At 44.4% G+C, this 25651-nt stretch carries 18 protein-coding genes; all 18 read left to right on the forward strand.

Annotated features, from left to right (window positions below):
• The first annotated feature begins 76 nt into the window (after positions 1 to 76).
• Positions 77 to 871, forward strand: coding sequence for a helix-turn-helix transcriptional regulator (locus tag AC3WTJ_RS02440; protein WP_492520401.1), 795 nt, complete (start codon positions 77 to 79; stop codon positions 869 to 871).
• Positions 872 to 1114: 243 nt separating this feature from the next.
• Entirely contained in the window at positions 1115 to 3430 is a 2316-nt protein-coding gene (locus AC3WTJ_RS02445; protein WP_492520402.1) for a glycoside hydrolase family 95 protein, read from the forward strand.
• A 266-nt stretch (positions 3431 to 3696) separates the two neighbouring features.
• Positions 3697 to 5556 (forward strand): histidine kinase, encoded by a 1860-nt coding sequence (locus tag AC3WTJ_RS02450; protein WP_492520403.1) that lies wholly within the window; start codon positions 3697 to 3699, stop codon positions 5554 to 5556.
• A complete protein-coding gene (locus AC3WTJ_RS02455; RefSeq protein ID WP_492520404.1) occupies positions 5531 to 7159 on the forward strand; it encodes a response regulator in 1629 nt (542 codons plus the stop codon). Before AC3WTJ_RS02450 ends, AC3WTJ_RS02455 begins: the two co-directional genes overlap by 26 nt.
• Positions 7160 to 7319: 160 nt before the next feature.
• Entirely contained in the window at positions 7320 to 8636 is a 1317-nt protein-coding gene (locus AC3WTJ_RS02460; RefSeq protein WP_492520405.1) for an ABC transporter substrate-binding protein, read from the forward strand.
• An 86-nt stretch (positions 8637 to 8722) separates the two neighbouring features.
• Positions 8723 to 9607, forward strand: coding sequence for a carbohydrate ABC transporter permease (locus AC3WTJ_RS02465; protein WP_492520406.1), 885 nt, complete (start codon positions 8723 to 8725; stop codon positions 9605 to 9607).
• An 8-nt stretch (positions 9608 to 9615) separates the two neighbouring features.
• Positions 9616 to 10461, forward strand: coding sequence for a carbohydrate ABC transporter permease (locus AC3WTJ_RS02470; RefSeq protein WP_492520407.1), 846 nt, complete (start codon positions 9616 to 9618; stop codon positions 10459 to 10461).
• A gap of 37 nt (positions 10462 to 10498) precedes the next feature.
• Positions 10499 to 12031, forward strand: a complete 1533-nt coding sequence (locus AC3WTJ_RS02475) for an alpha-N-arabinofuranosidase (protein WP_492520408.1) — start codon at positions 10499 to 10501, stop codon at positions 12029 to 12031.
• 18 nt (positions 12032 to 12049) lie between these two features.
• Positions 12050 to 12316, forward strand: coding sequence for a DUF6171 family protein (locus AC3WTJ_RS02480; protein ID WP_492520409.1), 267 nt, complete (start codon positions 12050 to 12052; stop codon positions 12314 to 12316).
• Positions 12317 to 12329: 13 nt separating this feature from the next.
• On the forward strand, positions 12330 to 13865 hold the full coding sequence (locus AC3WTJ_RS02485; protein ID WP_492520410.1) for an alpha-N-arabinofuranosidase: 1536 nt from the start codon (positions 12330 to 12332) through the stop codon (positions 13863 to 13865).
• 175 nt (positions 13866 to 14040) lie between these two features.
• Positions 14041 to 15720: a type 2 periplasmic-binding domain-containing protein gene (locus tag AC3WTJ_RS02490; protein WP_492520411.1), complete on the forward strand. Its 1680-nt coding sequence runs from the start codon at positions 14041 to 14043 to the stop codon at positions 15718 to 15720.
• Positions 15721 to 15805: 85 nt separating this feature from the next.
• Positions 15806 to 16795 carry an ABC transporter permease gene (locus AC3WTJ_RS02495; RefSeq protein ID WP_492520412.1) on the forward strand — a complete coding sequence of 330 codons (990 nt, stop codon included), beginning with the start codon at positions 15806 to 15808 and terminating at the stop codon, positions 16793 to 16795.
• A gap of 11 nt (positions 16796 to 16806) precedes the next feature.
• On the forward strand, positions 16807 to 17718 hold the full coding sequence (locus tag AC3WTJ_RS02500) for a carbohydrate ABC transporter permease (protein ID WP_492520413.1): 912 nt from the start codon (positions 16807 to 16809) through the stop codon (positions 17716 to 17718).
• Between the two features lie 121 nt (positions 17719 to 17839).
• On the forward strand, positions 17840 to 19369 hold the full coding sequence (locus AC3WTJ_RS02505; protein WP_492520414.1) for a response regulator: 1530 nt from the start codon (positions 17840 to 17842) through the stop codon (positions 19367 to 19369).
• A gap of 20 nt (positions 19370 to 19389) precedes the next feature.
• Entirely contained in the window at positions 19390 to 21213 is a 1824-nt protein-coding gene (locus AC3WTJ_RS02510) for a sensor histidine kinase (protein ID WP_492520415.1), read from the forward strand.
• Positions 21206 to 22744, forward strand: coding sequence for a response regulator transcription factor (locus AC3WTJ_RS02515; RefSeq protein ID WP_492520416.1), 1539 nt, complete (start codon positions 21206 to 21208; stop codon positions 22742 to 22744). Before AC3WTJ_RS02510 ends, AC3WTJ_RS02515 begins: the two co-directional genes overlap by 8 nt.
• A 175-nt stretch (positions 22745 to 22919) precedes the next feature.
• On the forward strand, positions 22920 to 24641 hold the full coding sequence (locus AC3WTJ_RS02520; RefSeq protein WP_492520417.1) for an extracellular solute-binding protein: 1722 nt from the start codon (positions 22920 to 22922) through the stop codon (positions 24639 to 24641).
• Between the two features lie 68 nt (positions 24642 to 24709).
• On the forward strand, positions 24710 to 25612 hold the full coding sequence (locus tag AC3WTJ_RS02525) for an ABC transporter permease (RefSeq protein ID WP_079412691.1): 903 nt from the start codon (positions 24710 to 24712) through the stop codon (positions 25610 to 25612).
• Positions 25613 to 25651 lie beyond the last annotated feature (39 nt).

Below are 25651 nucleotides of genomic sequence, written 5' to 3' on the forward strand. Positions count from 1 at the left end.
TTGACTGTTTTCAATCAGTCATATATGCTAATAAATAATTGATGCAATGTTATTTTTTGGATACTGGAGGATCATGATGACCAACATTTTTTATGTTGAGTATGATGCCGCTCACGCAAGCAATTTTGTGTTCGATATCCCAGAGGGCCATCATTGCTGGCTGCTTGTCGTGACCCATACGCCTGCCCTGTTTTGGGTTAACGGAGAATTGAAAGAGTACCCGGCTCACAGCGGGGTTCTATACCATCCCCACCAAAAAATTTATTACCGGGCATGTGCGGAACAATATAAGAACGACTGGATTCGTTTTGAATCCAAAGAATCCTATGTCATGGAAACTTCGCTTCCATTCGGAGTGCCCTTTTCGTTAAATGACCCTGAATATATCCATAAAATTTTCCAACTTCTCGTCAGCGAACACTCTTTTCAAAAAAATTATAAAGAATCATCCATTGACTGCTTACTGAGAACCCTGTTTAACAAGTTGCTGGAATCTTACTTTCAAGAAGTCATTACGCCTCAATACTACAATTTGTTGACGCTTCGGACCGCCATTTACAGTAATCCTAGCCAGGATTGGGCGGTTCCGAGAATGGCTGACTCGATTCGAATCAGTCCTGGGTATTTGCAGACCATATACAAGAAGACATTCGGGATTTCTTGTATGGATGACGTAATTACAAGCCGGATCCGCCAAGCCAAGGAGTATTTGTTGCACGGCTCGCTATCCATCGCGGAGGTCTCTTTACGCTGTGGGTACAACAACGTGGAACATTTTTGCCGTCAATTTAAGCAGATTACGGGCTCTACACCAAGAAAATTTCACAAGCAGCTGGAAGGCGCGTCTGTTGAGAGGACCGCTCGAACTTAACTTACACAACCAAACAGAAGAGAAAGCAACGGTTTACAACAGGCAAAAGAGACAGCTTAAAAAGGGGAATTTTTCTAATTAAGTAAATGGCAACCGGTAGGGACAAATATGTCTCTACCGGGTTTTGTTTACTTATGATAGGTTTAGAGATATGAGAGTTTGGTTTGACAACAAGCATTACTTCACGAAGGGTTTTCAAAAGAACGGCTTCACTCTGTGAGGCTGGAGTAACTGAACTTAGCGATGGAGGGGAAGCAGTTGACAGATCTTAAGCTGTTATTTAAGAGTCCAGCAACGAAATGGAATGAGGCATTGCCAATCGGTAACGGCAGGCTGGGAGCGATGGTATATGGACAGACGCAACAGGAACGATTGCAATTAAACGAGGATTCCGTCTGGTACGGGGGATCCCGTGACCGTAATAATCCGGATGCAAAAGCAAATCTTCCGGAAATTCGCCGCTTAATATTTGAAGGCAAGTTGAAGGAAGCAGAGAAGCTCGCTGTCATGGCGTTGTCCGGTTTGCCGGAATCGCAGAGGCATTATATGCCTCTAGGCCATCTTTTACTTGACTTCTCGCTTCCAGAGGGTGAACCGGACCATTACGAGCGTACGCTAGATTTGGAAAACGGCACTGTTACCGTCACTTTCAGTCAAGGCGGTGTTTCATTTAAACGTGAGATTTTTGCGAGTTACGTAGATCAGGCAATCATCCTGAGGCTTACAGCAAACCGCTCTGGTGAAATCGGTTTCACTTCACGTCTCGAGCGTGGCCGTTGGCGCTACGCCGACTATGCCGGAAGAGAGGGAAATAACACGATTTGGATGAGCGGTAATTGTGGCGGTGAGGGAGGCAGCCGATACGGTACAGTGCTGAGAGCAACAGCTGAAGGCGGCACGGTGAAAGCGATTGGCGAGCACTTGGTCGTGGAGAATGCAAATAGCGTGACACTTGTTCTGTCCGCTGCAACGACATTCCGGTTCCATGATCCTTTGACGGAAGCAAAGGAGAAAACGGAGAGTGCCGCCAATCTGGGTTATCATGCGCTCTATCGGAGACACTTAGATGACTATACCGAATTATTCGGACGAGTGTCGTTGTCTTTGACGGAAAACTTGGAAATCGGACGTATGAGTCTATCAGATCGCATGGACAGGCTTAGTGTTGGAGAGTCCGACCCGGCACTTTTTGCGCTTTATTTTCAGTTCGGCCGTTACCTGCTCATCTCCTCCAGCCGACCTGGCTCGCTGCCCGCCAATTTGCAGGGCATCTGGAACGAGCACTTCCTTCCGCCGTGGGACAGTAAATATACGATCAACATCAATGCGCAGATGAATTATTGGCCGGCGGAATCGTGCGCGCTTTCTGAATGCCACGAACCTCTCTTTGAGTTGCTGGAACGGATGCGCGAGCCTGGCCGCCATACGGCATCTGTCATGTACGGCTGCAGGGGATTCACTGCTCATCATAATACCGACATTTGGGCGGATACTGCGCCGCAGGATACATGGCTGCCCTCTACTTACTGGCCGATGGGAGCCGCATGGCTTTCGCTGCATCTATGGGAGCATTACCAATTTACAATGGATGTGGAATTCCTCGGTAGGGCATACCACACCATGAGGGAAGCGGCGTTATTCTTGATTGATTATGTTGTGGAAACTCCGGGCGGTGAGCTGGTTACGTGCCCATCTGTGTCACCAGAGAATACATATATCCTTCCAACTGGAGAATCCGGCGTATTATGTGCCGGACCATCGATGGACACACAGATCATTCGAGAGCTGTTCACAGCAGTGCTAGAGACAGAGCTGATACTCGGCATCCAGAAAAGTGAGACACTAGGACCTGAGCTACAATTGGTACTGAAGAAGCTTCCTCAGCCGGAAATTGGAAGGTATGGGCAACTTCAGGAGTGGTATGAGGATTACGAAGAGGCGGAGCCCGGTCATCGCCACATCTCCCATTTATTTGCCTTGCATCCGGGGAGCCAAATCACGCCCGACGGCACGCCTGAACTAGCGGCAGCTGCACTGTGCACGCTGGAGCGGCGTTTGGCAAATGGCGGAGGCCATACGGGCTGGAGTCGAGCGTGGATCATTAATTTCTGGGCTAGGCTTAGGAAAGGCGAGGAAGCGATGAACAATCTGCATGCGCTTCTCACCCACTCGACGCTGCCGAACTTTTTTGACAATCATCCGCCCTTCCAGATCGATGGAAATTTTGGCGGTGCGGCTGCGATTGCTGAAATGCTTCTTCAGAGCCATGCAGGGGAGATCCATCTGTTGCCTGCGTTACCTGAAGCATGGCGCTCAGGGAGAGTGGCTGGTCTTCGCGCAAGAGGCGGCTTTATAGTCGACATGGAGTGGGCGGAAGGAGTTTTGAAATCCGCTCGTTTAGTTTCTGATAAAGGCACTGCTCTCTGCAAAGTGCGTAGCGGCATTCCAGTAACGGTGACGGCAAATGGTGCACCAATTGATATTTTGCAGAAGGATGGGGTCATCGTTTTTGAGACTGTTGTTGGAGGCGTATATAACCTTCAGGCCGCGATGACTTAAATTGCTTGGGCCATCTGGGTTCATGTTCATGGATGTAGCAGCAACCCAAATAACATCAGCTGAAATAATCCGGCAGAAAGCCGGATGTCACATTATTTTGTAAGCGTTTCCATTTTAAGTCGGCGATTATATTGCTTGCAACGGAATTGGATGGCTTCATAAAAGCAACATGTTGGCCGCCTTCGCTGCCCGCGGGTATCTACAATTCAGGAATGTGTCCAACAAAAATACAATAAAATAAAATTAGTCTACACAAGGGGGAGAATATGGGGATTAGCTTGAACCGTTTCATTCGTAAAATGAATATTCAAAACAGACTTGTAATCTCTTTCGCGATACTTTCCTTGATACCCCTACTAGTTACAGGTTATTTTGCATACTACACTTCAAGCCAGGCTATAAAAACGAAAATTAGCACTTCTTCCATCCAGCTAATGAATCAGGTCAGTGAAAATATCCAAAATGAACTCACGAAGCTTGAAAATGACAGTGTGGATATTGCATTTTCCGACATCATCCAAAATACGTTAATTGATTTTCATACAATGGATGAGTGGAAGAGGAATGACGCGGAGCTAAAAATGCAAAGTATGTTAGCAAAAAGGTTTTCATTCAATCATAGTGTTTCGGATGTTCTTGTATATACAATGCTGAAAGAAAAAATCATCGCTTATGGCGACGTTAGCTTCAAATTTAATCTTACCTCGGATTTTTTGAACGGTATCTTTGTCCAAACGGCAACGAATAACGGTGTTCCGCTATGGACAATCGAAAGCAGTGAAGACGAAGTAAGGGAGTCGAACTACCGGATTACCAATTACGGCAGTGTAGGCATATTGTTGACTCGAAGCTTTAAATCTTTTGATGGAATTCCGATCGGATATATGATTATGAGGATTGATGAAAAGCATATCTTAAAGAAATTTAAAGATATAAATCTTGGACAAGGGTCAGATATATTCATAGTAAATGGTAAGGGAACCGTTATTTCGGGCCAAAACCCGGAAATGAAAGCAGCTAAGCCTTATCTCGATCAATCGTTGATTGAGGAGCTTAAAAAGAACAAAGAAGATGATTCATATTCCTTCACCGGCACAATTTCAGGAAAACGAAATCTGATCGCTTATAACTATATACCCAGTGCCGACTGGTACGTGATCAGTATCATTCCGTTTACGTATTTAAATGCTGAGTCCATAAAGACAAGTATCTATATTATATTTTTGGGAATCTTCTGTTTTTTGCTTGCGTTGATTCTGTCTTACTACGTTTCCAAAAGTATTTCGAAGCCTCTAAAGCATCTATTAAATTCAATGAATAACGTGAAAATCGGCAATTTAGTTACTCGGATTGAAGACAACAGCAGCGATGAGCTAGGAAAGGTTGCGACAAATTTTAATCATATGGTGGCTGAAATTAAATATCTGATCGATGAGGTGACTAAAAAAGAAAAATTGAAAAGGGTTGCAGAGCTGAAAACACTGCAAGCCCAGATTAATCCGCATTTTCTCTCCAATTCACTGAACACTGTCCGGTGGATGGCCAATATTCAGAAGGCAGAGAGCATTTCGAGCATTATCACTTCCTTGATCCAGCTGCTTCATGGATGTATGGGAAAAGGAAGCGTTCTGATCAGCCTGCAGGAAGAAATCGAATATGTAAAAGACTATCTAAATATAATGGCCTTCCGGGATTATGATAAGTTTAGGGTACATTACGAAATGGAAGAAAGCATTATGGACTTTCATGTCCCCAAATTTATTCTCCAACCGATCGTGGAAAACTGTTTGCTTCACGGGCTTGAGCCGAAGGAAGGCCAAGGACTGATTATCATTAAAGGCTACAGAATCGGAGAGGATTTAAAAATTATCGTCACCGATACGGGCATCGGCATAAAAAACATAACGTTAACCGATCTCATGGGGGAACCGTCATCCAACAAAAAAAATGGACTAAGTGGGATAGGCATTCGAAATGTGGATGAAAGAATCAAGCTGTACTTCGGAGAAAAATATGGAATTGCCATTCAAAGCATTCCGAATCTGTACACAACCGTAGAAGTTACTTTGCCTGCTGTGGGAGAGGAGAATCTGGGGAAATATGCTGAAGGTACTTATAGTCGATGATCATGCGGTTTCAAGAACGGATTTAAAGACGATGCTCGATTGGGAGAATTGCGGGTTTTATATTTCCGGTGAAGCGTATAACGGGATGCATGCCATGCAGCTTATGGAAGAGGATGTTCCGGATATCGTTATTACGGACATCAACATGCCTGGAATGAATGGGCTCGGATTGATCCAGCAGCTGGAAACTGAGTATCCACAGGTTAGAATTGTTGTGCTAAGCGCTTACGACGATTTTGATTATGTCCGGCAGAGCATGAAGCGGGGAGCAATGGATTATGTGCTGAAGCATAGGCTGAATGCTTCCGTATTGCTCGATATTTTAAAAACGGCAGAAGGCTCGATTCTTGCCTATCGAAATGAACGTGACAAGCAAAATGAGATGTATCACGAACTTTTGATCGGCAAAGATCGTTCTCGCCATGAATTTATTAGAAAGCTCCTAGAGGGCAGCCATTCGGGACGGGAGGAAATATTAAGCGAGATCAACCTGTTAGACATAACGATGGACACGGAAAACTTGATCGTGACAGCTGTGGAGATCGACGATTTTCGTTTCATTGAAGAGAGATTTACTATAAAAGAAGTCGATGTGTTCATTCAAACCTTTCTCGATATTTCGAAAGAGATTCTTAGCGATTGGGACAAATCGGTTATTGTCCATACAAGCAGAGGAAAGTTTGCGTTGATTTTTTCACTGGGACATAACCATAGCTGGATGTATATCCACAATCAGGTGTATACCTTTCTCAACCGAATCAAATCGGAGATTAAAAAATATTTGAATATCACGGCCAGCTTTGGTGTAAGCAAGGTATGCCATGATATAAAGCAGCTCCACCACGCATATTCCGAAGCCGCATTAATCCTGGAGGACAAATTTCATAAAGGGAAGAATGGAATTTTTATGGAAAGCACAATTAACAAGCATGAACAAGGATTTTTCTGCCTGGACATTAAGGATGAGAAAGCCATTTACGCAGCCCTGAAAAATCAGGATTTCGAAACGGTGAAAAGCTTAATTGATACCGTTTTTAACAAAATTTCGAGCTTACGGCTTAGCAGTAAATCAACCCAAATTATCTGCGCGGAATTGATTAATATTGTGAATAAAACGTCTAAAGACGCCGGCATTGAGATGTCGAAATTGTATACGGCGGGGGACATTCCATACAATTTAATGCAGAAATATGAGGTTCTTCAGGATATTAAATCCTGGATTATGGATCTATATCTTAAGCTTATTGAAATCCTGAAACGGATGAAATACCGAGATTCACTTAGCGGCATTACCCATAAGGCGATGGAATACATCCAGAATAATTACAAAAACGATGTTTCGCTCCAGGATGTGGCCGAATTCGCCGGTGTTAGCAGCTCATATATCAGCAGGGTTTTTAAGGAAGAGTGTCAGATGGGAATAACCGAATATTTAAATCATGTGCGCGTTGAACACGCTAAACAATATATGGAGTATGGCGATTTAAAACTGAAAGATATTGTAAATGATGTAGGATTTAACAATTATAACTACTTCTTTAAGGTATTTAAAGAAATGACGGGCATGACTCCTCTGGAATATGAGCAGGCGTGCAGGAAATAAACGAGCGAATGCGTTTTTTATGGATAGCAAAATGTTGTAGTGGAGTGCAAAATATTGGAGTTCGGCCATGAAACGCTATTTGTATAATAGGTAACAGGTGAGTGGCGCTGCCCAATTAGTAGCTGTCACCAAGAAATAATGATGAAGGGGGCAAGAGTGTATGAAAAAAGCTTTATGTACAGCTGTAGCTTCAATGTTCCTGTTGACTTCCTTATTGTCGGGCTGCAGCAGCGATGAAACGGGGCCGTCAAAAGGAGACACACCAAATGCTAAAAGCGCGGTTAAGTTATCGCTGTGGACATTCCAGGACCTACATAAGAAGTATTACGAAAAAACAGCTGAGCTCTGGAATAAAAACAACCCCGATCAGCCCATTGAATTGTCGATTGACACCTATCCCAACGCAGAAATGCACAATAAACTTTTAATTGCGTTGCAATCCGGCGTGGGTGCGCCTGATATTGCCGACATTAACATCAACTTCTTTCAGAACTTTCTTAAAGGCGATATTCAGCTTGTGGAATTAAACAAAGTGATCGAGCCCGAGAAGGACAAATTCATTCAGTCCAGATTCGATATCTATAGCAAAGGCGGAAAATATTACGGCATTGATTTTCATGTAGGCGCAACGGTTGTTTACTACAATAAGGATCTTATGGACAAAGCCGGCGTGAACGTGGATAACATTAAAACTTGGGCTGATTATACCGAGGCTGGGAAAAAAGTTGTCGCTGCGACAGGAAAGGTGATGACCGCTTTTGAGGTTACCGGACAAAGGCCCTTCTGGCCAATGATTGTGCAAAGAGGTTCCGATTATTTAGATAAAGACGGCAACGTTACGCTGGATAACGATACAAATATTAAGACCCTTCAGGCAATGAAGGATATGATTTACAAGGATAAAATTGCGGTTCCTATGCCTGGAGGCAATACCGGGGCTGAAGAATTTTTCACTTATATGAACAAAGGAGAAGCGGCTTCACTTATCATGCCAATGTGGTATATGAGCAGATTCCTGGAGTATATGCCTGATTTAAAAGGGAAAATATTGGTGCGGCCAATGCCGGTATGGGAAAAGGGTGACGTAAGATCCGCAGGTATGGGTGGAACAGGTACAGCCGTTACCAAGCAAAGTAAGAACCAAGATACCGCTATGAAGTTCCTCGCCTATGCGAAGTTAAGCAAAGAGTCGAATATAAGAATTTGGCAGGAGCTGAAATTTGATCCAATCAGGTGGGATGTTTGGAGTGACCCGGAGCTGCAGAAGCCCGATCCTTATTTCAATAATGAGAAAATATTCAATGTGCTACTAGACATGAAAGAGGAAATCAAATCTCCGAATATGAGTGAGTTGAGCTCGGCTTCCCAAGATTTGGTCAATTCCAATGTGATGTTCAAGTCGTTAAAGGATCAGTCGCAAACGCCAGAACAGGCATTAAAGGCTGCTGCTGACGAGCTTCGTAAGCAGAAGAAATAGCAAATGGGCAGAATGTAGGAATGACGGCTGCAGAAACAAAGGAATGAAAACGGTTTCGGCAGCCGTCAAGCAGGGAGGTATACGATTTGAATCATCGGTTATTTTATTCAGAAAAGTGGGCTCCTTACTTTTTTGTATCTCCATTTGTGTTAGCATTTCTCATCTTTTTTCTGTACCCTACGGCATCCACAATCAATATGAGCTTTCACGAGGTACTTGGGCTTAGCAGCAGTAAATTTATAGGTTTTGACAACTATAGGAGAATGTTTGATGAGCATTTTTTCAATGCGCTGCAAACCAATACGATCTACACCGTTCTGTCGCTGTTATTGTTAATACCGATACCGATCATCTTCGCTGTTCTTCTGAATACAAAATTGGCTAAGGGAAAATCGTTTTTTAAGTCGGTTATTTTCATTCCAGCCTTAACGTCTGTGATTGTAGCCGGTGTTTCTTTCAGGCTTATGTTCGGAGAAGCGGATACGGCTTTGATTAATTCCTTTATCTCTAAACTCGGTATTTCGCCGCAGAATTGGATTCTGAATTATAGTACAGGCATGATGCTGATGGTCATTCTCAATACGTGGAGAGTCGCAGGGATTAATATGATTTATTACCTTGCCGGTCTACAAAGTATCCCCGAAGAATTATATGAATCTGCTGAAATGGACGGGGCTAATGTCTTTCGCAAGTTTTATTGGATTACGCTGCCGCTTTTAAAGCCAATTATTATCTATACGTTAACGATAGGCATTTTTGAAGGATACAGAATGTTTGGAGAAAGCTATGTATTCTGGAATGAAGGAATGCCGGGGGATATCGGGCTTACCATCGTGAGGTTAATTTACCAGCAGGCATTTCAGCGAAATGATATGGGTATGGGATCGGCCATCGGCATTACCCTCCTCGTGATCGTACTCACCGTTAATCTGGTGCAACTGAAATTGTTCGGGCTCTTCAATAAGGAGTGAACGGATCAATGAATACTAAGCTAAGAAGAAAGCTGTTGACGGCACTCATCATCATTTTCTTTCTCATCGTATGCTTTATTGTCCTGTTTCCGCTGTACTACATGTTTATGGCTTCTTTTAAGAGCTCCAAAGAGTTATTTCGTAATGGTATGGATTTCAGAATCATCCCGAGCCTTATGAGTCTTGACAACTACAAGCTACTGTTTTCGGGTAAAGGCAGTATTTATTTGTACTGGTATAGAAACAGCCTTGGCATCACAGCCCTTCATACTGTAGTTTCACTATTTCTATCCTCGTTAGTTGGCTATGGCTTAGGTGCATATAATTTTAGAGGGAAAAATATTGTTTTTATGCTGGTCCTGTTTGTCATGATGGTACCACTTGAAATACTCATGCTTCCTCTCTATAAACTTATTGTGAAAATGGGCGTCATTAACACGTATTACGGAGTTATTTTACCTTTTGTCGTATCACCTATGGCGATCTTCTTCTTTCGGCAGTACATAACGGGCATTTCCAAAGATTATATGGACGCGGGAAGAATCGACGGATGCTCGGAGTTTGGGATTTTTATCCGAATTATGGCGCCCTTGATGAAGCCGGCTTTCGGTGCAATGGGGATCCTGCTGGCGATGCAGAACTGGAACAGTTTTATATGGCCATTAATTGTGCTGCGTACGAATAAGATGTTCACGATTCCTATAGGTCTTGCTTCGTTGATGTCACCTTATGGCAACAATTACGATATGCTGATCGCTGGAGCCGTGCTTGCTATTATTCCTGTTATTCTTTTGTTTCTGGTCAATCAGAGGGCTTTTATTTCAGGCTTGTCCAGTGGCGGTGTTAAAGGCTAGAACCAAATAAATCAATCTACTCAGGAGGCAGATAAGTATGAAAAGCAGTATGAAGATTAATCCAGAAGCAGCGGTTCACAAAATTGACAGAAACATTTACGGGCATTTCGCCGAGCATCTGGGCCGTTGTATATACGAAGGGATTTGGGTCGGCGAGGACTCTGACATCCCCAACACACGAGGTATCCGCAATGATGTCGTTCAGGCGTTAAAAGATATGAAAATCCCAATCCTGCGCTGGCCAGGCGGATGCTTTGCGGATGAATATCACTGGAAGGACGGCATCGGTTCTAAGGAATCCAGAGCGCGAATGATTAACACGCATTGGGGCGGCGTGGTTGAGAATAACCATTTCGGGACCCATGAATTTTTCGACTTGTGCGAAATGCTGGAGACTGAGCCTTACATATGCGGGAATGTTGGCAGCGGAACGGTCTATGAGATGCAACAGTGGGTCGAATATATGACCTTCGACGGCGAATCGCCGATGGCCGATCTGCGGAAAGCGAACGGCAGGGAATTGCCGTGGAATTTGACTTATTTCGGCATCGGCAATGAGAATTGGGGCTGCGGTGGCCGGATGAGAGCGGAATTTTATGCAGACCTTTATAGACAATACAGCACATATGTTAGAGATTATGGGGAGAATGCGATTTATAAAATTGCTGCCGGCCCAAGAGGGGACAATTACCACTGGACGGAAGTGATGATGCGGGAAGCTGGCCATTTCATGGACGGACTGGCGCTCCACTACTACACGAGGCTGAAGGATCACAGCATCGTTATCCAAAATCCTGACGGTAACCGAATTTACTTAAAAGATCCGAATGCAGTAAGAGGCCAGGCCGTCGACTTCGAGGAAAGTGAATGGTTTGGCATCATGAAGGCGGCGTATTTCACAGAAGAGCTTGTGACAAAGCACTCGGCGATTATGGATAAATATGATCCCGAGAAGAAGGTTGCGCTTATTATTGACGAGTGGGGCACATGGTTTGATGTTGAGCCGGGAACCAATCCGGGCTTCCTCTTTCAGCAAAATACAATGAGAGATGCGGTTTCTGCAGCGATTAGCTTAAATATCTTTAACAATCACGCTGATCGCGTAAGAATGGCGAATATTGCTCAGACAATTAATGTACTCCAGGCCGTGATTCTAACAGAAGGGGAAAAAATGATTCTGACCCCTACCTATCATGTCTTCGAAATGTTTAAGGTACACCAGGATGCCATCCTGCAGCCGCTTGACATTCAGTGCGGCACTTACAAGTGCAATGGGGAAGAGGTGCCGCAGCTTAGCGCGTCCGCTTCCGTAGATGCTGAGGGCAAGCTGAATATTACCATTTGCAATACCGATCCCCACAATGCTGCTCCCCTTGATTGCAATATTGGAGGATTGAGCGGTAAACAAGTAACGGGAAGAATTTTAGTTTCGTCTACGATGAGCAGCCATAATTCTTTTGAAAATCCTACTCAAGTTAAGCCCGAGCCATTTATAAGTGTAGAGCTGAATCAAGAAGGATTCCATACGGATATCCCACCGATGTCTGTTGTAGTCCTGACGATCCATTAAATCGGAGGGAGCTATCCGATGGCTAATAAACAGGGTCCCTGCAAGGACTGCTCGGAGACGATAGATGTCTCACCGGAAAAGGTTGAGGCAATGCTGCAATTGCTGATTCATTCAAGGCACATTGAGCTTGTAGATGAAGAAACATGGCATAGTCGGCTAGCTGAGTGTAAGGGCTGCACGGGTTATATACATGGAGGAACGTGTAAATATTGCGGTTGTCTTGTACAAATACGGACTAAAATAAAGGATAGGGCATGCCCCTATCCTTTATTTCCCAAATGGTAAGAGCGGGAGAAAAATGATGACCATAATCGACATTTGGCTGAATGAAGAAATAGGGCAGATTAATCCCAATATTTATGGACACTTTATTGAGCACTTAGGCGGAGTTGTATACGATGGGATTTGGGTAGGCGAGGACTCCGATATTCCTCATATAAAGGGATTCAGACAGGAGCTTATTGATAAATTAAAAGCAATTCACCCATCTGTTATCCGCTGGCCGGGCGGCTGCTTTGCGGAGACGTACAACTGGAGAGACGGCATCGGCCCAAGAGAGAAGCGACCCACAACCGTTAATTGGTGGTATATGAACGACGGGAAGCTAGAATCTAACCAGGTGGGTACCCATGAGTTTATTGATTTTTGCAATCTAGTAAATGCAGAGCCGTATTTTGCAGTTAATGCAACGACAACAACTGTTCTAGAAGCTAGAAATTGGATTGAATACTGTAATATGATGCAAGGTACGACTACACTGGCGCAGGAGCGGGAGGAGAACGGAAGCCCGGAGCCTTTTAACGTTAAATATTGGGGGCTTGGCAACGAAAATTGGGGTGGCGGCGGCTGCATGACACCTGAGGATTACTGCCATATTTACAGAAAGTACGGCATCATCAGCAAAAGTGCAGGGCAGGATCTTCAGTTCATCGCATGCGGACCTTATGAAGATATTCCCGAATGGACAGCTAAATTTTTTGACAAGTACAAACAGATGTACACGGTGGGGCGAGTTGCTCCCATGTTCGGATACTCACTTCATTACTATGTGACGAATACGGGAAGAATGGGTACGGAGCTGGCGTATAATGATGCGCAGTGGTATGAAATGATGCGAGTCGGACTGGACATGGAACCGTTCATCCAATCCCAGTTTGAAATGATTCGCGCTGCGATGCCCGAAACCTCGATTGGACTCGTCGTTGATGAGTGGGGGGTGTGGCATCAGCAGAATGGCAGGCACCCGTTGCCGGGCAAATACTTATTTGAGCAGATGAGCACAATGAGAGAGGCAGTCCTGGCTGCGCTTTCGTTAAATATTTTCAACAATCACTGTGATAAAGTGGTTATGGCTAATGTGGCTCAGCTTGTCAACTGTATCCATTCCCTATTTCTTGCCAAGGGGAACGCCTGTGTGGCAACTACAAGCTACTACGTGTTCGATATGTTTAAAATCCACCAGCATGCAATAGGCCTTAAAACGGTAGTCAATTGTAAAAACATTACCTATACTCTAGAAGGAAACTCGTATGATATCCCAAGCATCTCCTGCTCAGCATCGGTCAAGGACGGTATACTAGCAGTTACACTTGCGAACTTATCCGTGGATGAAGATCAAGAGATCATGTTGAATCCGATCGGTGGCCAATATACGGGCAACGGGAGAATGGTCGTATTAGCTTCTAACCATCATCAGGATGGCAATTCTATTGAGGAACCCTATAAAGTTACACCGGTGGAACAGGCCATTTCATCCGAAGGATTCGAACTTACGGTTACAGTTCCTAAAGCATCTGTAGTATTATTAACGTTGGATGTTGCTAGCTCTACCTGAAATAAATATTGACACTGAAGCAGCCGACCTAATCGGCTGCTTTTCTCATGAATACCTTTAATTTATAGGGGGAAGACCTTTATTTTATGAATTGTAAGCGCATTCCAAGTCGATATAATTAGATATATCAATATGTAAGCGTTTAAAGGGAGATATGAAAGGGAGGAAAAAGAAAATGGCATTACTAATGAAGCGTACTACACTACGGTTGATCGTTCCTGTTTTGACTTTCGGTGTCATCTTATCAGGATGCAATGACGCAGGCAGCGGGTCAACTGTTTCTAGCACTTCTCCAACTACCACAGGAAGCGCGGTAGCTACGCAGGGTACGGAAGCTATTAAACCGATGACGATTTCTATGTTCATTGGCAACTCCTATCAGCAACCTACGGCAGACAATCGCATTTATAAGATGATTAAAGATAAAACAGGCGTCAGTTTAAAAATGGAATTTCTGGTCGGCGACCTGACGCAGAAACTAGGTGTTATGATTGCCGGCGGTGATTATCCGGATGTGATTACGGGCGATGACAAGCTGATTGCTGCAGGCGCATTCGTACCTCTGGAAGACTTGATCGAGAAGTACGCACCGAACCTGAAGAAGCATTACGCGGATGTTTGGAACCAGATTAAGGATCCGGCAAGCGGTCATATCTACGCACTTCCGGGTTACAATGCCTTCACTGGAACATTTACCGAAACGACTTACGAGGGTCCTGGTTTCTGGTTACAAAAAGACATTCTGAAGGAGCAGGGATGGCCGACTCCGAAGACGCTGGAGGATTACTTTGCCATTATTGAAAAGGCCAAACAGCAGCACCCGGACAGGATCGGTTTCGAGACGCTGAATTTTGACTGGAGAACCTTCCCTTTGCAGAATCCTCCAGAGCATTTGGCAGGCCATCCGAACGATGGCGGGGTAATTGTAGATAACGGCAAGGCATCTATTTTTGCTGACAAGGATATAGCTAAGAACTATTACAAGAAGCTGAATGAGATAAACAGTAAAGGACTGTTGGACAAGGAAGCACTTGTGCAGAATTATGATCAGTATTTGGCCAAGATCGCCAGCGGTCGTGTTATCGGTATGTTTGACCAGCATTGGAACTTCAGTGATGGCGAAAAGTCGTTGATTTCTCAGGGGAACTTTGGCAGCACCTACGTAGGTTTCCCATTGCTCTATCCGGGTGCGACGGAATACTACCGGGATCGTCCCGCTTTAACCATCAATCGCGGTTATGGCATTTCAGTTAAGGCCAAAGATCCGGTCGCAATCATAAAATTCCTTGATAGCTTGATGACGGAAGATTGGCAGAAAACGCTGCAATGGGGTGTTCAAGGTCAGGACTATCAAGTGAAAGATGGCAAATATTATCGCACTCCTGAACAGCGTGACCAGCAAAATGATAATACCTGGAAATTAGCCAATAAAGCAGAAGCGTTCTTCTTTAATTTGCCCAAAATGCAGGGTACTTACATCGATGGGAACGCGACTGACCCGAATACGCAGCCGCAGGAGTTCTATGACAGCTTGAAGCCAGTGGATCAAGAAGTATTGAAGGCTTACAATCATAAGACTTGGGCCGAGTTCTTCAAAACTCCTGTTGATAACCCGGTTTATTATCCAGCGTGGTCCATCGACTTGATTGATGGTTCCCCAGCGAAAGTAGCCCAAACCAAGATGAACGATCTGGCTGTGAAGTATTTACCGAAAGCCGTCTTGGCGAGCGAAGCGGATTTCGAAAAAGTATGGAAAGAGTATACCGATCAGCTTTCCAAAGCGAACGTCAAAGCCTACGAAGATCGAATCAACGATCAGATTCAATGGCGGATCAAGAATTGGAGCAGTAAATAATTCATATTCACTTACCGAGGAGCGGAGAAGACGAATAGGTCTTCTCCGTTTATAGACGACAAGTTTCGGTTTGGGAGGGATCATAATGGAAGAAGCTATATTGAAGAAACAAGATGCGAAAGCAGCGGTCAGGAGAAAGAGATGGATCGATCCGGAAATTGGCGTAGAATTCAGTTGGAAAACGATAAAAAGTCAAAAGCAGTTAATTCTGATGTCGGTACCGATTCTAATTTATTTGGTTATTTTTAATTATGTCCCTATTTGGGGATGGTTAATGGCCTTTCAAAATTATCGTCCGGCCTTGCCATTTCTCAAGCAGAAATGGGTTGGCTTAGATCAGTTTAAATTTCTGATGGGTGATGATGTCTTCCTTCAGGTGCTTCGTAATACACTAGGCATGAGCTTGATCAATTTAGTACTGGGATTTGTAACAGCGATCGTGCTGGCGCTTCTTCTTAACGAAATCAAAACAAAAATATTTAAAAGCACAGTCCAGACGATTTCCTACTTACCCCACTTCTTGTCATGGGTTATTGCGGCTGGTATTGTGGCTTCCACACTGTCCGTAGAGGATGGGATCGTCAATGTCATATTAATGAAGCTTCATTTAATCAGAGAGCCGATAATGTGGCTAAGCTTCGGACATTATTTCTGGGGCATTGTTGGTGCCGCAAACGTGTGGAAGGAAGTAGGCTGGAATACGATCATTTACTTGGCTGCGATTACTTCCATAGATCCTTCGCTTTATGAAGCCGCCTCCATGGATGGAGCCAACCGGTACCAGAAAATGCGCTATGTGACCCTGCCGGGCATTAAAGCGACCTTTATTATCCTTTTAATTATGAATGTCGGCCATATCCTGGATGCGGGCTTTGAAGTGCAGTACTTGTTGGGGAATGGTCTGGTTGTGGACTGGTCGCAAACCATTGATATTTTCGTGTTGAAATATGGAATTGCACTTGGCAACTACTCCTTGGCGACAGCGGCGGGCATATTTAAGACGATCGTCAGCATTGTAATGGTTTTGAGCGCGAATTATATCGCGAAACGCCTCGGCGAAGAACGATTGTTATAAGGGGGTTGGATATGAAAACGGCTACTTTGCAGAATAATCGCTTGGAAGCGATTCTATTCAACACACTAAATGGATTTTTTATGCTTTTCCTGGTCATCGTTACCCTGTATCCTTTTCTTCATACATTGACGGTATCTTTTAACGAAGGCAACGATACGCTGCGAGGCGGACTTTATTTATGGCCGAGGATTTGGAGCTTGCAAAATTATCGGGCGATTTTTATCTCGGGAACGATTTATCATGCTGCCTGGATCTCGGTCGCTCGAACTGTAATGCTTACTGTGTTAGGCGTGTTTCTGACTTCGATGCTAGCTTATACGCTGGCTCAGCCTCACTATTTATTTCGTAAAATCATTGGTCTATTATTCGTGCTGACCATGTATTTCAATGCTGGCTTGATCCCGAATTATTTCCTGATTAAGCAACTGGGATTGCTGAACAGCTTCTGGGTGTACATCCTGCCAGGGATGGTCAGTGCGTTTAACCTGATCGTTATCCGAACCTATATCAAGTCTCTCCCAGGTAGTTTAGTTGAATCGGCGAAGATAGACGGTGCAGGAGATTTTACCATTTTTCTGCGTATTATCTTTCCTCTCTGCACGCCAGTCTTGGCAACTATTGCGTTATTCATCGCGGTTGGCTCCTGGAACTCTTGGTTCGACACGTTCTTGTACGCTTCTTCCGATATTAAATTAAGTACGCTGCAGTACGAGATGATGAAGCTTCTAGGCTCTACGATGAGCAGCAACAGTGATCCCGCGCTCTTAAATGGCGTCAACACGGGCCAAGCCAAAGGGATGGTTACACCTGCTTCTGTACGTGCTGCCATTACAATTGTAACTGCTGTGCCGATTTTGTTAGTTTACCCTTTCCTGCAGCGCTTCTTTGTAGTAGGTTTAAATTTGGGAAGTGTTAAAGAATAAGAGTTCGGGCATTTGGAAAAGCCGTTTTAGTCCGAGGACTAAAATGGCTTTTTCGTTGCTGGATCTATGGGTGGGACCGTATAATAATTTCATATCAAGAGGGAAATCAGGTGAAACGCGAATGTTGAAGGTTCTGATTGCCGATGATGAGCCGATCATGCTGGAAGGGTTACGTTTCCTGGTTGATTGGCACAAGCTTGGATTTGAAATATATGCAGAAGCGCTAGACGGAGAGGATGCTCTACAGCTAGTAGAGGAAAACTGCCCTCATCTGATCATCACGGATATTCGGATGCCCGTTATTGATGGCTTGGCATTAATTGAAAAGGTTTATATGCGCTTTCCTGATACGAAATTTATCGTGTTAAGCGGTTACGCTGACTTTCAATATGCGCAGCAGGCTATGAAATTTGGTGTTTCCAATTACTTGACAAAGCCTCTAGACGAGACGGAATTAGAGAGTGCCGTTCTTGCGGTTGCGGAGGATATTCGTGCGGAGGAAGAGCGGCGTGCTCTGCAGCGCTCTATCCTTGATCGCAGCCGTGCTGAAACGGTTTCACGGCTTTTGATGGGAGACGTCAGAAAGGAATGGGTAGACAAGGCACGAAGCTTGTTGAAACTAAACGAACAATCGAGAATCCGCTGTATCTACCTTGCTTGTAGCCATTCGAAATATAGCGAACAAGAGCGCATCAGCCTGTTCCAGCGTCTTAGGGAAGCAGTGGATTCGAATGCCTTGACCGATGTGAGCGTGCATCCGTTCGTACTAGGCATTAACAGGAGTGGTTTTATTCTTGCCGTGGACTCAAAGGAAGCTGTATTAACGGTCCCTCTCATAGATCAATTCGTATTGTATATGCGAAAAGAATACGGAGAAACCGTTACTTTTGCAATCAGTAGTGAGGTTAGAGGAGCTATTTCATTAAGTAGAGCCTATCAGGAGGCGCTTACAGCTGAGGTGTGCAAATTCCCCTCTAATCTTCCTGGTGTCTACTACTATCAGGATAAAATGTCAGAGGAATCTCCATCGATCCCTGAGGTAACCAAGACATCGCTGATCCATGCCGTTAACAATGGCCATGTAGATGCTGTTCGTACTCTTACGCTTGATTTATTTATGACTTTATCTTCTTCGGAAGCATGGGCGGCGGCAAACTTGTCTACGCTGAAGCTGGAGATTCTTCAGGAATTGGCCAAACAAGGGGCAAACATGGAAAATTGGACCCGGAGATGGTTTGCATCGCCTCTTCCTAAGCATGTGGGAGAACTGAAAAACAGCATGTTGAAAGAGTTTATGGAAGCGGCAGAGTGGATCGCAAGGGAGAAAGGTGCTCGTATCGACGACATTGTTTCTGCCGCTGAAGCATACGTTAAACAGCATTACCAAGGAAAGCTGCAGCTTCAACACGTGGCAGAACATCTTCATGTGAATGCGGCTCACTTGGGGCAACGCTTTAAAAAGCAGCGTGGGCTCGCATTCAATGAGTACGTGCACACCGTTCGCATTACGGAGGCTAAGAAGCTCCTGCTCCGTACCGAGATGAAAATAACCGAAATCGCTCACATGGTAGGGTATTCAGATCCTGAGCAGTTTGGTGCGAAGTTCAAAGCCTTGACCGGCGTAATCCCTTCATCGTACAAAAAAGGCTGAGAACGGATAGGAGATCGACAATGAACCGGAAATGGAAGCTTTTCAGCCATATCGTCAATGACATACCGCTAAAATACAAGTTTCTATTTATCTATCTTTTGTGCGTCTTACTTCCAATTATGAGTATCAATATCCTGTTCTACATGCAAAATAGCCGGGATACGCAAAGTCGGGAGAGGGAAAATCTGCAGATTTCTTTGGATCGGGCAGCTTATGAGCTCACCCAGATCGTAAACGAAAGTGTAGCGATCGGTAACACGGTAGCGGCAGATCGAACTTTCAACGGGAAGCTGGAAGCCTCCTATTCCGACTTGTCTAACTACTATGAAACTTATGACAGCTACTTGCGTGACAAGCTGCGCCCATATACGGATCAGTATCCGTACATTTCCTGGCTAGGCGTGTTTACCACGAACCCGACAATTGGAAGCGGAGGAAGCTATTTTGTACTGAAGGATAGCGATAAGCAGAGCGAATGGTACCGGAAACTGACGGATACGAAAGAGAAGGTGGTCGTCGCCTCTTACTTGGATATGAATCCAATGAATCCTCAGCAACAGAGGGTGTATGTGAGCATTATTCGCAAGCTGGAGAATTTTCCGGATTTGATGACTTACACCAAGTATTTACGAGTGGATTTGCAACTGGATAAGCTGCAGGAGCTTTTTAACAAGGAGCAGAACTATCTGCAATTCAAACTTGTAGATGCTAACAATCGGGTTGTTCTGGATTCGAACCTCTCATACATTGCGGAGGATAACCTTTTGCTCCCAATAGCCAAAGACTACTTAGCATCGAATAACAAGGCAGATGGCAATTTTATCAGCAGCTTGGGAACTGCCAGTTACCTTAGCGGCTGGAAGTTAATTGGGATTCCGGAACAAGCTCGATTTCAACAAAAGCAAAATGCGGTCATAAAATTCGGTATAATACTCACCTTGTGTAGCACAGTAATCCCGACGGTACTTGTTTTTACTATTCTTCAATCCTACAATTTGAGAGTCAGAAGGCTTTCCAAACATATGCAATGGGTGAAGAATGAGCGGTTTGAACCTATTAACATGTATGAAGGCAAGGATGAGATTGGAGGATTACTGCGCAGCTTTAATCTGATGACGGTGAAAATCCGCAATCTGATTAATGATGTCTATAAGCTGGAGATCCAGAAGAAGGACTTGGAATTGGAAAGAGTACGGGCGGAGTTGAATTTTCTGCAGAGCCAAGTAGATCCGCATTTTCTGTTTAATACTCTTAACGCTATTCTGGTGGTATGCAAGAAGCATCGGTATGAGCATGTTACGGATATTATTCGTAGCCTCTCGCAAATTTTGCGAAGGCTGCTCAGCTGGAAGGATGATCTCGTGACGATTGAAGAGGAAATTAGCTTCATTAAGATGTATCTGCAGATTGAGAAATTCAGGTTTCAGGATCGGTTTACCTATGAGATCGATATTGATCCGAGGATATTATCCTGCCGGATTCCCAAGATGAGTATCCAAACTCTGGTAGAGAATGCGTGCAAGCACGGGCTTCAATCGGTGAAGGGAGACCGGAGGATTCATATTTCAGCAGGGTTGGATGACCGCTACCTGATAATTAGGGTCAAAGATAACGGGATTGGTATGGACACTGCCAAGCTGAACAGCATTCTCCAGAACTTGCATGTGGAAGAAGAAGCAGGGAAAGGCATCGGCCTGAGAAACGTGTATAAACGGCTGAATCTTTTTTACAAGGATCGTTCCTTGTTTTTAATAGAAAGCAAAGCATATGAACAGACATCTGTAACAATCCAAATCCCTATTCATCTAATCTTGTCACAGGAGGAGGCAGCTGAATATGTGTAAAGTATTGTTTGTCGATGATGAGCCGATTGCACTCGAAGGAATCCGAATGTTAGCTGATTGGGAAGGGCTAGGGTTCGAGGTATGCGGCATGTGCTCCGACGGGGAAGAAGCTCTGAAAGTAATGATGGAATGCCGACCTTCACTTGTCATTACGGATATTCGGATGTCTGTGATGGACGGACTGGAACTGATTCGTCAGGTTCAGCTATTGTCGGAGACGTATAAGCCGATTTTCATTATCATGAGTGGCTACAGCGACTTCAAGTATGCACAGTCAGCACTGCGATACGGGGTGCGTCATTATCTGCTCAAACCTGTTATGGATGAAGAATGGGAAAGCACTTTGGGGGATGTTATGGAGGAACTTACGTCCCGACAACAGGTGTTTCATCAACAGGAAATGACAATCAGTCAACTCCTTCCAATGATGATTGCTCCCATTCTCCGGGGAGAGCTGGAAGAGTTGGATGAATGCGTATCTAAGCGGATCGGAGAATTGGATCAGGAGGCTGAAGGCTGGAAGTGTATCCTGATAGAAGGGTTGAATGAAGAGGAACTGGCATCTTGCAGCTCCTATGTAAGTGCCAAAAAAGCAATGTTTGTCGACCTTATGCCTGGCCAAGTTTGTCTAGTGGTAGATTGTGCGGAAGACGTTCGGGGACTGGCCGGTAAGGTTTATGAAAGGTTTCGACAGCAAGACGTGGCGATATACGTATCGATGGGGCCTCCCGTTCGGTCTCTTAGGGAATTGCATGTATCCTATTCGGGGGCGGTGGAGGCATCTGTCCACCACTTTTTTTATGATAATAAGGGGCTTGTTGATTATGAGAATGCCGATAGGTTGGAGTTTGGTTATAATCTCGGAATAATGGCAAAGTTGGAGGAACTGCTTGGCGCTGCGGAACGGCTACAGGAACAGGAGGCAGCCGGTTACTTAAAACAAGTCTTCGCTTTGTTCCAGAACAACAAGATAGCTCCGGAAATGGTGCGCATGCTCTGTGTACATGTGGTCCTGAAGAGTATGGATGTGCTGCGGGAGTTGGAAGTAGTATCCATGGATATGTGGCCGTTGTTCCGCAATGAGCTGCAAAACGGGCCTAAATCCCTGACGACATTGGAGCAATCTGTGTGGAGTTATCTGAACGAATATATGCGAAGATTAAGAGACCGGAGGGAATCCAGCTCGGGCCATCCACTGTTTGGAATCGAACGCTATATCCAAGAGAATTATAAGTCTCCGCTAACGATCAAGGAAATCGGAAAACGCTTTTATATGAATCCCGTCTATCTGGGTCATGCGTTCGTGAAGAAGTATGGTGTTGGTATTATTGAATATATCCATGATCTTCGAATTAATGAGGCCAAGAAATTGCTGACGGAATCTGCTGCCACGATCCGTTCCATTGCAGAGGGAGTCGGTTACGTGCATTACCATCATTTTCTGAGAGAGTTTGAGAAGCGGGTAATGGAGAAGCCAGTAGAGTATAGGGAGGCTGCTTACGATGTTAGAAAAAAGGGAAAAGAATGCTGAGTAGTACCCGTTGATTTTATAGGACTACACACAATGATTACGCTTACAACACAACAAGATCTGGTAAGTAAAGTAAAGAGATGTACATTGTTTAGACGTTATACTAACCCTATAATGAAAACATAACCACATCACTGCAGTGATAGCTTGAAATACTCAATATAGGGGGATGTACATGAAGCTAAACCAGCACAAAATGAAAGCGTTATCCGTTTCCTTGCTCGCTATAACAACGCTCGTATCGGCATGCACCAGCCAGAACAATACAACGAATACTGAACAGAAAGAAGCAGTGAGCACCGCCGGTAATACCGATGTGAAAAGTGCAAATACAGAACCGCTTGGCAAGTATGACCCACCAATTGAGGTGTCGTTTGTCCGAAACCTCAGTGATGTTGTTGAGAATAACGTACTCGGTGTGTTAAAAGGCGAATCGTTTGAAGACAACCGATGGACACGTCTATATAAGGAACAGCTCGGGATCACAATTAAAAATAATTGGGTCGTCAAAGGAAGCGATACTTCTGATCAGTATTTACAAAAACTGAATGTAACGTTAGCCTCCGGCGATCTGCCTGATATTATTCCTGTGAACGCAACTCAATTAAAACAATTAGCAGATTCCGGCCAAATTGAAGATATGACAGCTTTGTATGAGAAATATGCGGCTCCTCTCACCAAAGAGATTTTATCGCAAGAGGGAAAAAGTCCCTTCGATGCTGCAACGATTGATGGCAAACTGATGGCAATCCCGCAGGTCGACTCCTCGCTTGAACGTGCTATGTTTATCTGGATTCGCACGGATTGGCTTAAGAAATTAGACCTGCAGCCGCCGAAGACGATGGCTGATGTACAAACCATTTCCAAAGCGTTTGCCGAGAAAGACCCGGATGGCAATGGAAAAAAAGATACATTTGGACTCGGTTTAAACAAAGCCTTGTGGGGAGGAGCTGTAGGCTTAGAGGGGTTCATGGCGGGATATAAGGCTTATCCGAATATGTGGATCACCGATGCTTCCGGAAAGCTGATGTTTGGCGGTATTCAGCCGGAAGTTAAGAAAGCGCTTCAAGCCCTTCAAGGGATGTTTAAGAACGGAGAAATTGATCAGGAATTCGGGATCAAAGACGGTGGTAAGGTAGCTGAGCAAATAGCTGCTGGCAAGATTGGAATGGAGTATGGTGAACAGTGGAATTCCATCTGGCCGCTTCAATTGAACCGTAACAATGACCCGAGTGCACAATGGCAGGCATTCCCGATCGTTTCGGAGTCCGGCGATACACCTAAAGTTCCTTTGAGGTTCAGTACAAGTAAGTTTTTTGCGGTTAAAAAGGGATTCAAACATCCTGAGGCGGTTATCAAGCTGTTTAATATGCATCTGGAGAAAAACTTTGGGCAAACAGCGGAGTTTGACAAATATTATGCACCGCCAGAAGCAGAAAGCGTATGGCAGCTGTCGCCGGTAACTCCGAGCCCAGTAAAGAAAAATGTAGAGGCATTCAGAGCAATCGATGCGGCGCGTAAAGCGAACAACTTCTCGACCCTGAAGGGAGAAGCCAAAACGATTCAAGGAAAGATAGAAGCTTTCAATTCGGGTTCAAAAGAAGGGTTTGCTTTGTGGGGATGGGAACGCATTTATGGTCCGGAAGGCTCTGAAGGCGTCGTTGACCTGTACGATAAAAATAGTCAATTCCTGATGGATAAATTCGTAGGCGCACCTACGCCAACGATGGTTGAGCGGAAATCAACTTTAGAGAAGCTGATGAATGAGACTTACACCAAAATTATTATGGGCGGCTCTGTAGATGAGTTCGATAAGTTTGTGAAAGACTGGACGAAGCTGGGCGGCGAGCAAATTACAAAAGAAGTCAATGAATGGTATGCGGCAACGAAGAAGTAGATGCGGGCAGAGGACGGGTTCACCATCCTTCCTCTGCTTTTTATGCATTAAATAATGGAGGTTATTGTATGGGTATCGGGAAAATGTGGAGAGAGCTTCCGCTGCATCTGATGATGTTACCGGGATTAGTGCTGATTGTGCTATTCTCATATGTCCCAATGGCGGGAATTATCATTGCATTTCAAAAATTTATCCCTGCAAAGGGATTATTTGGTGACCAGCGATGGGTCGGGTTGGATAATTTCAGATATGTCATGAATCTGCCCAGCTTTAATCAGGTCCTGTGGAATACCCTCTTTATCTCAAGTCTTAAGCTTATACTAGGCTTAATCGTACCGATTATTTTCGCCATTCTTCTTAACGAATTGAAGAATGAGGTCATTAAAAGAAGCGTGCAAACGACCATTTATTTACCCTATTTCCTCTCTTGGGTAGTTCTCGGGGGGATACTTATTGATATTCTATCGCCTTCTACGGGTATCGTTAACCAATTGTTGGGTGCTTTCGGTTTGAATAAGATATTTTTCCTTGGAGACAATCATTGGTTTCCGTTTACACTCATTTCATCGGATATATGGAAAAATTTTGGTTATGGGACTATCGTTTATTTGGCGGCTATCACAGGCATTGACCCTGGCTTATACGAATCTGCAACGATTGACGGCGCCAACCGCTGGCATAAGATATGGCATATCACGATTCCAGGGATGCGAATGGTCATTGTCTTGTTGTCAGTTCTCAGTTTAGGACAGCTTTTGAACGCAGGCTTCGATCAAGTGTTCAATTTATATAGCCCTCAGGTGTATGAAAGCGGGGATATTCTGGATACTTTTGTATATCGGATCGGATTATTGGATGCTCAGTACGGTGTTGCAACGGCCGTCGGATTATTTAAATCGCTAGTTTCGCTTATTTTAATTTCAAGTTCTTACTTTGTGGCGTATCGGTTTGCAAAATATAGAATCTTCTAGGAGGAGGGAGAACCGTGGTACAACCATCATCCAGTTCTG

The sequence above is a fragment of the Paenibacillus sp. FW101-FHT12H11 genome, from assembly GCF_058790355.1.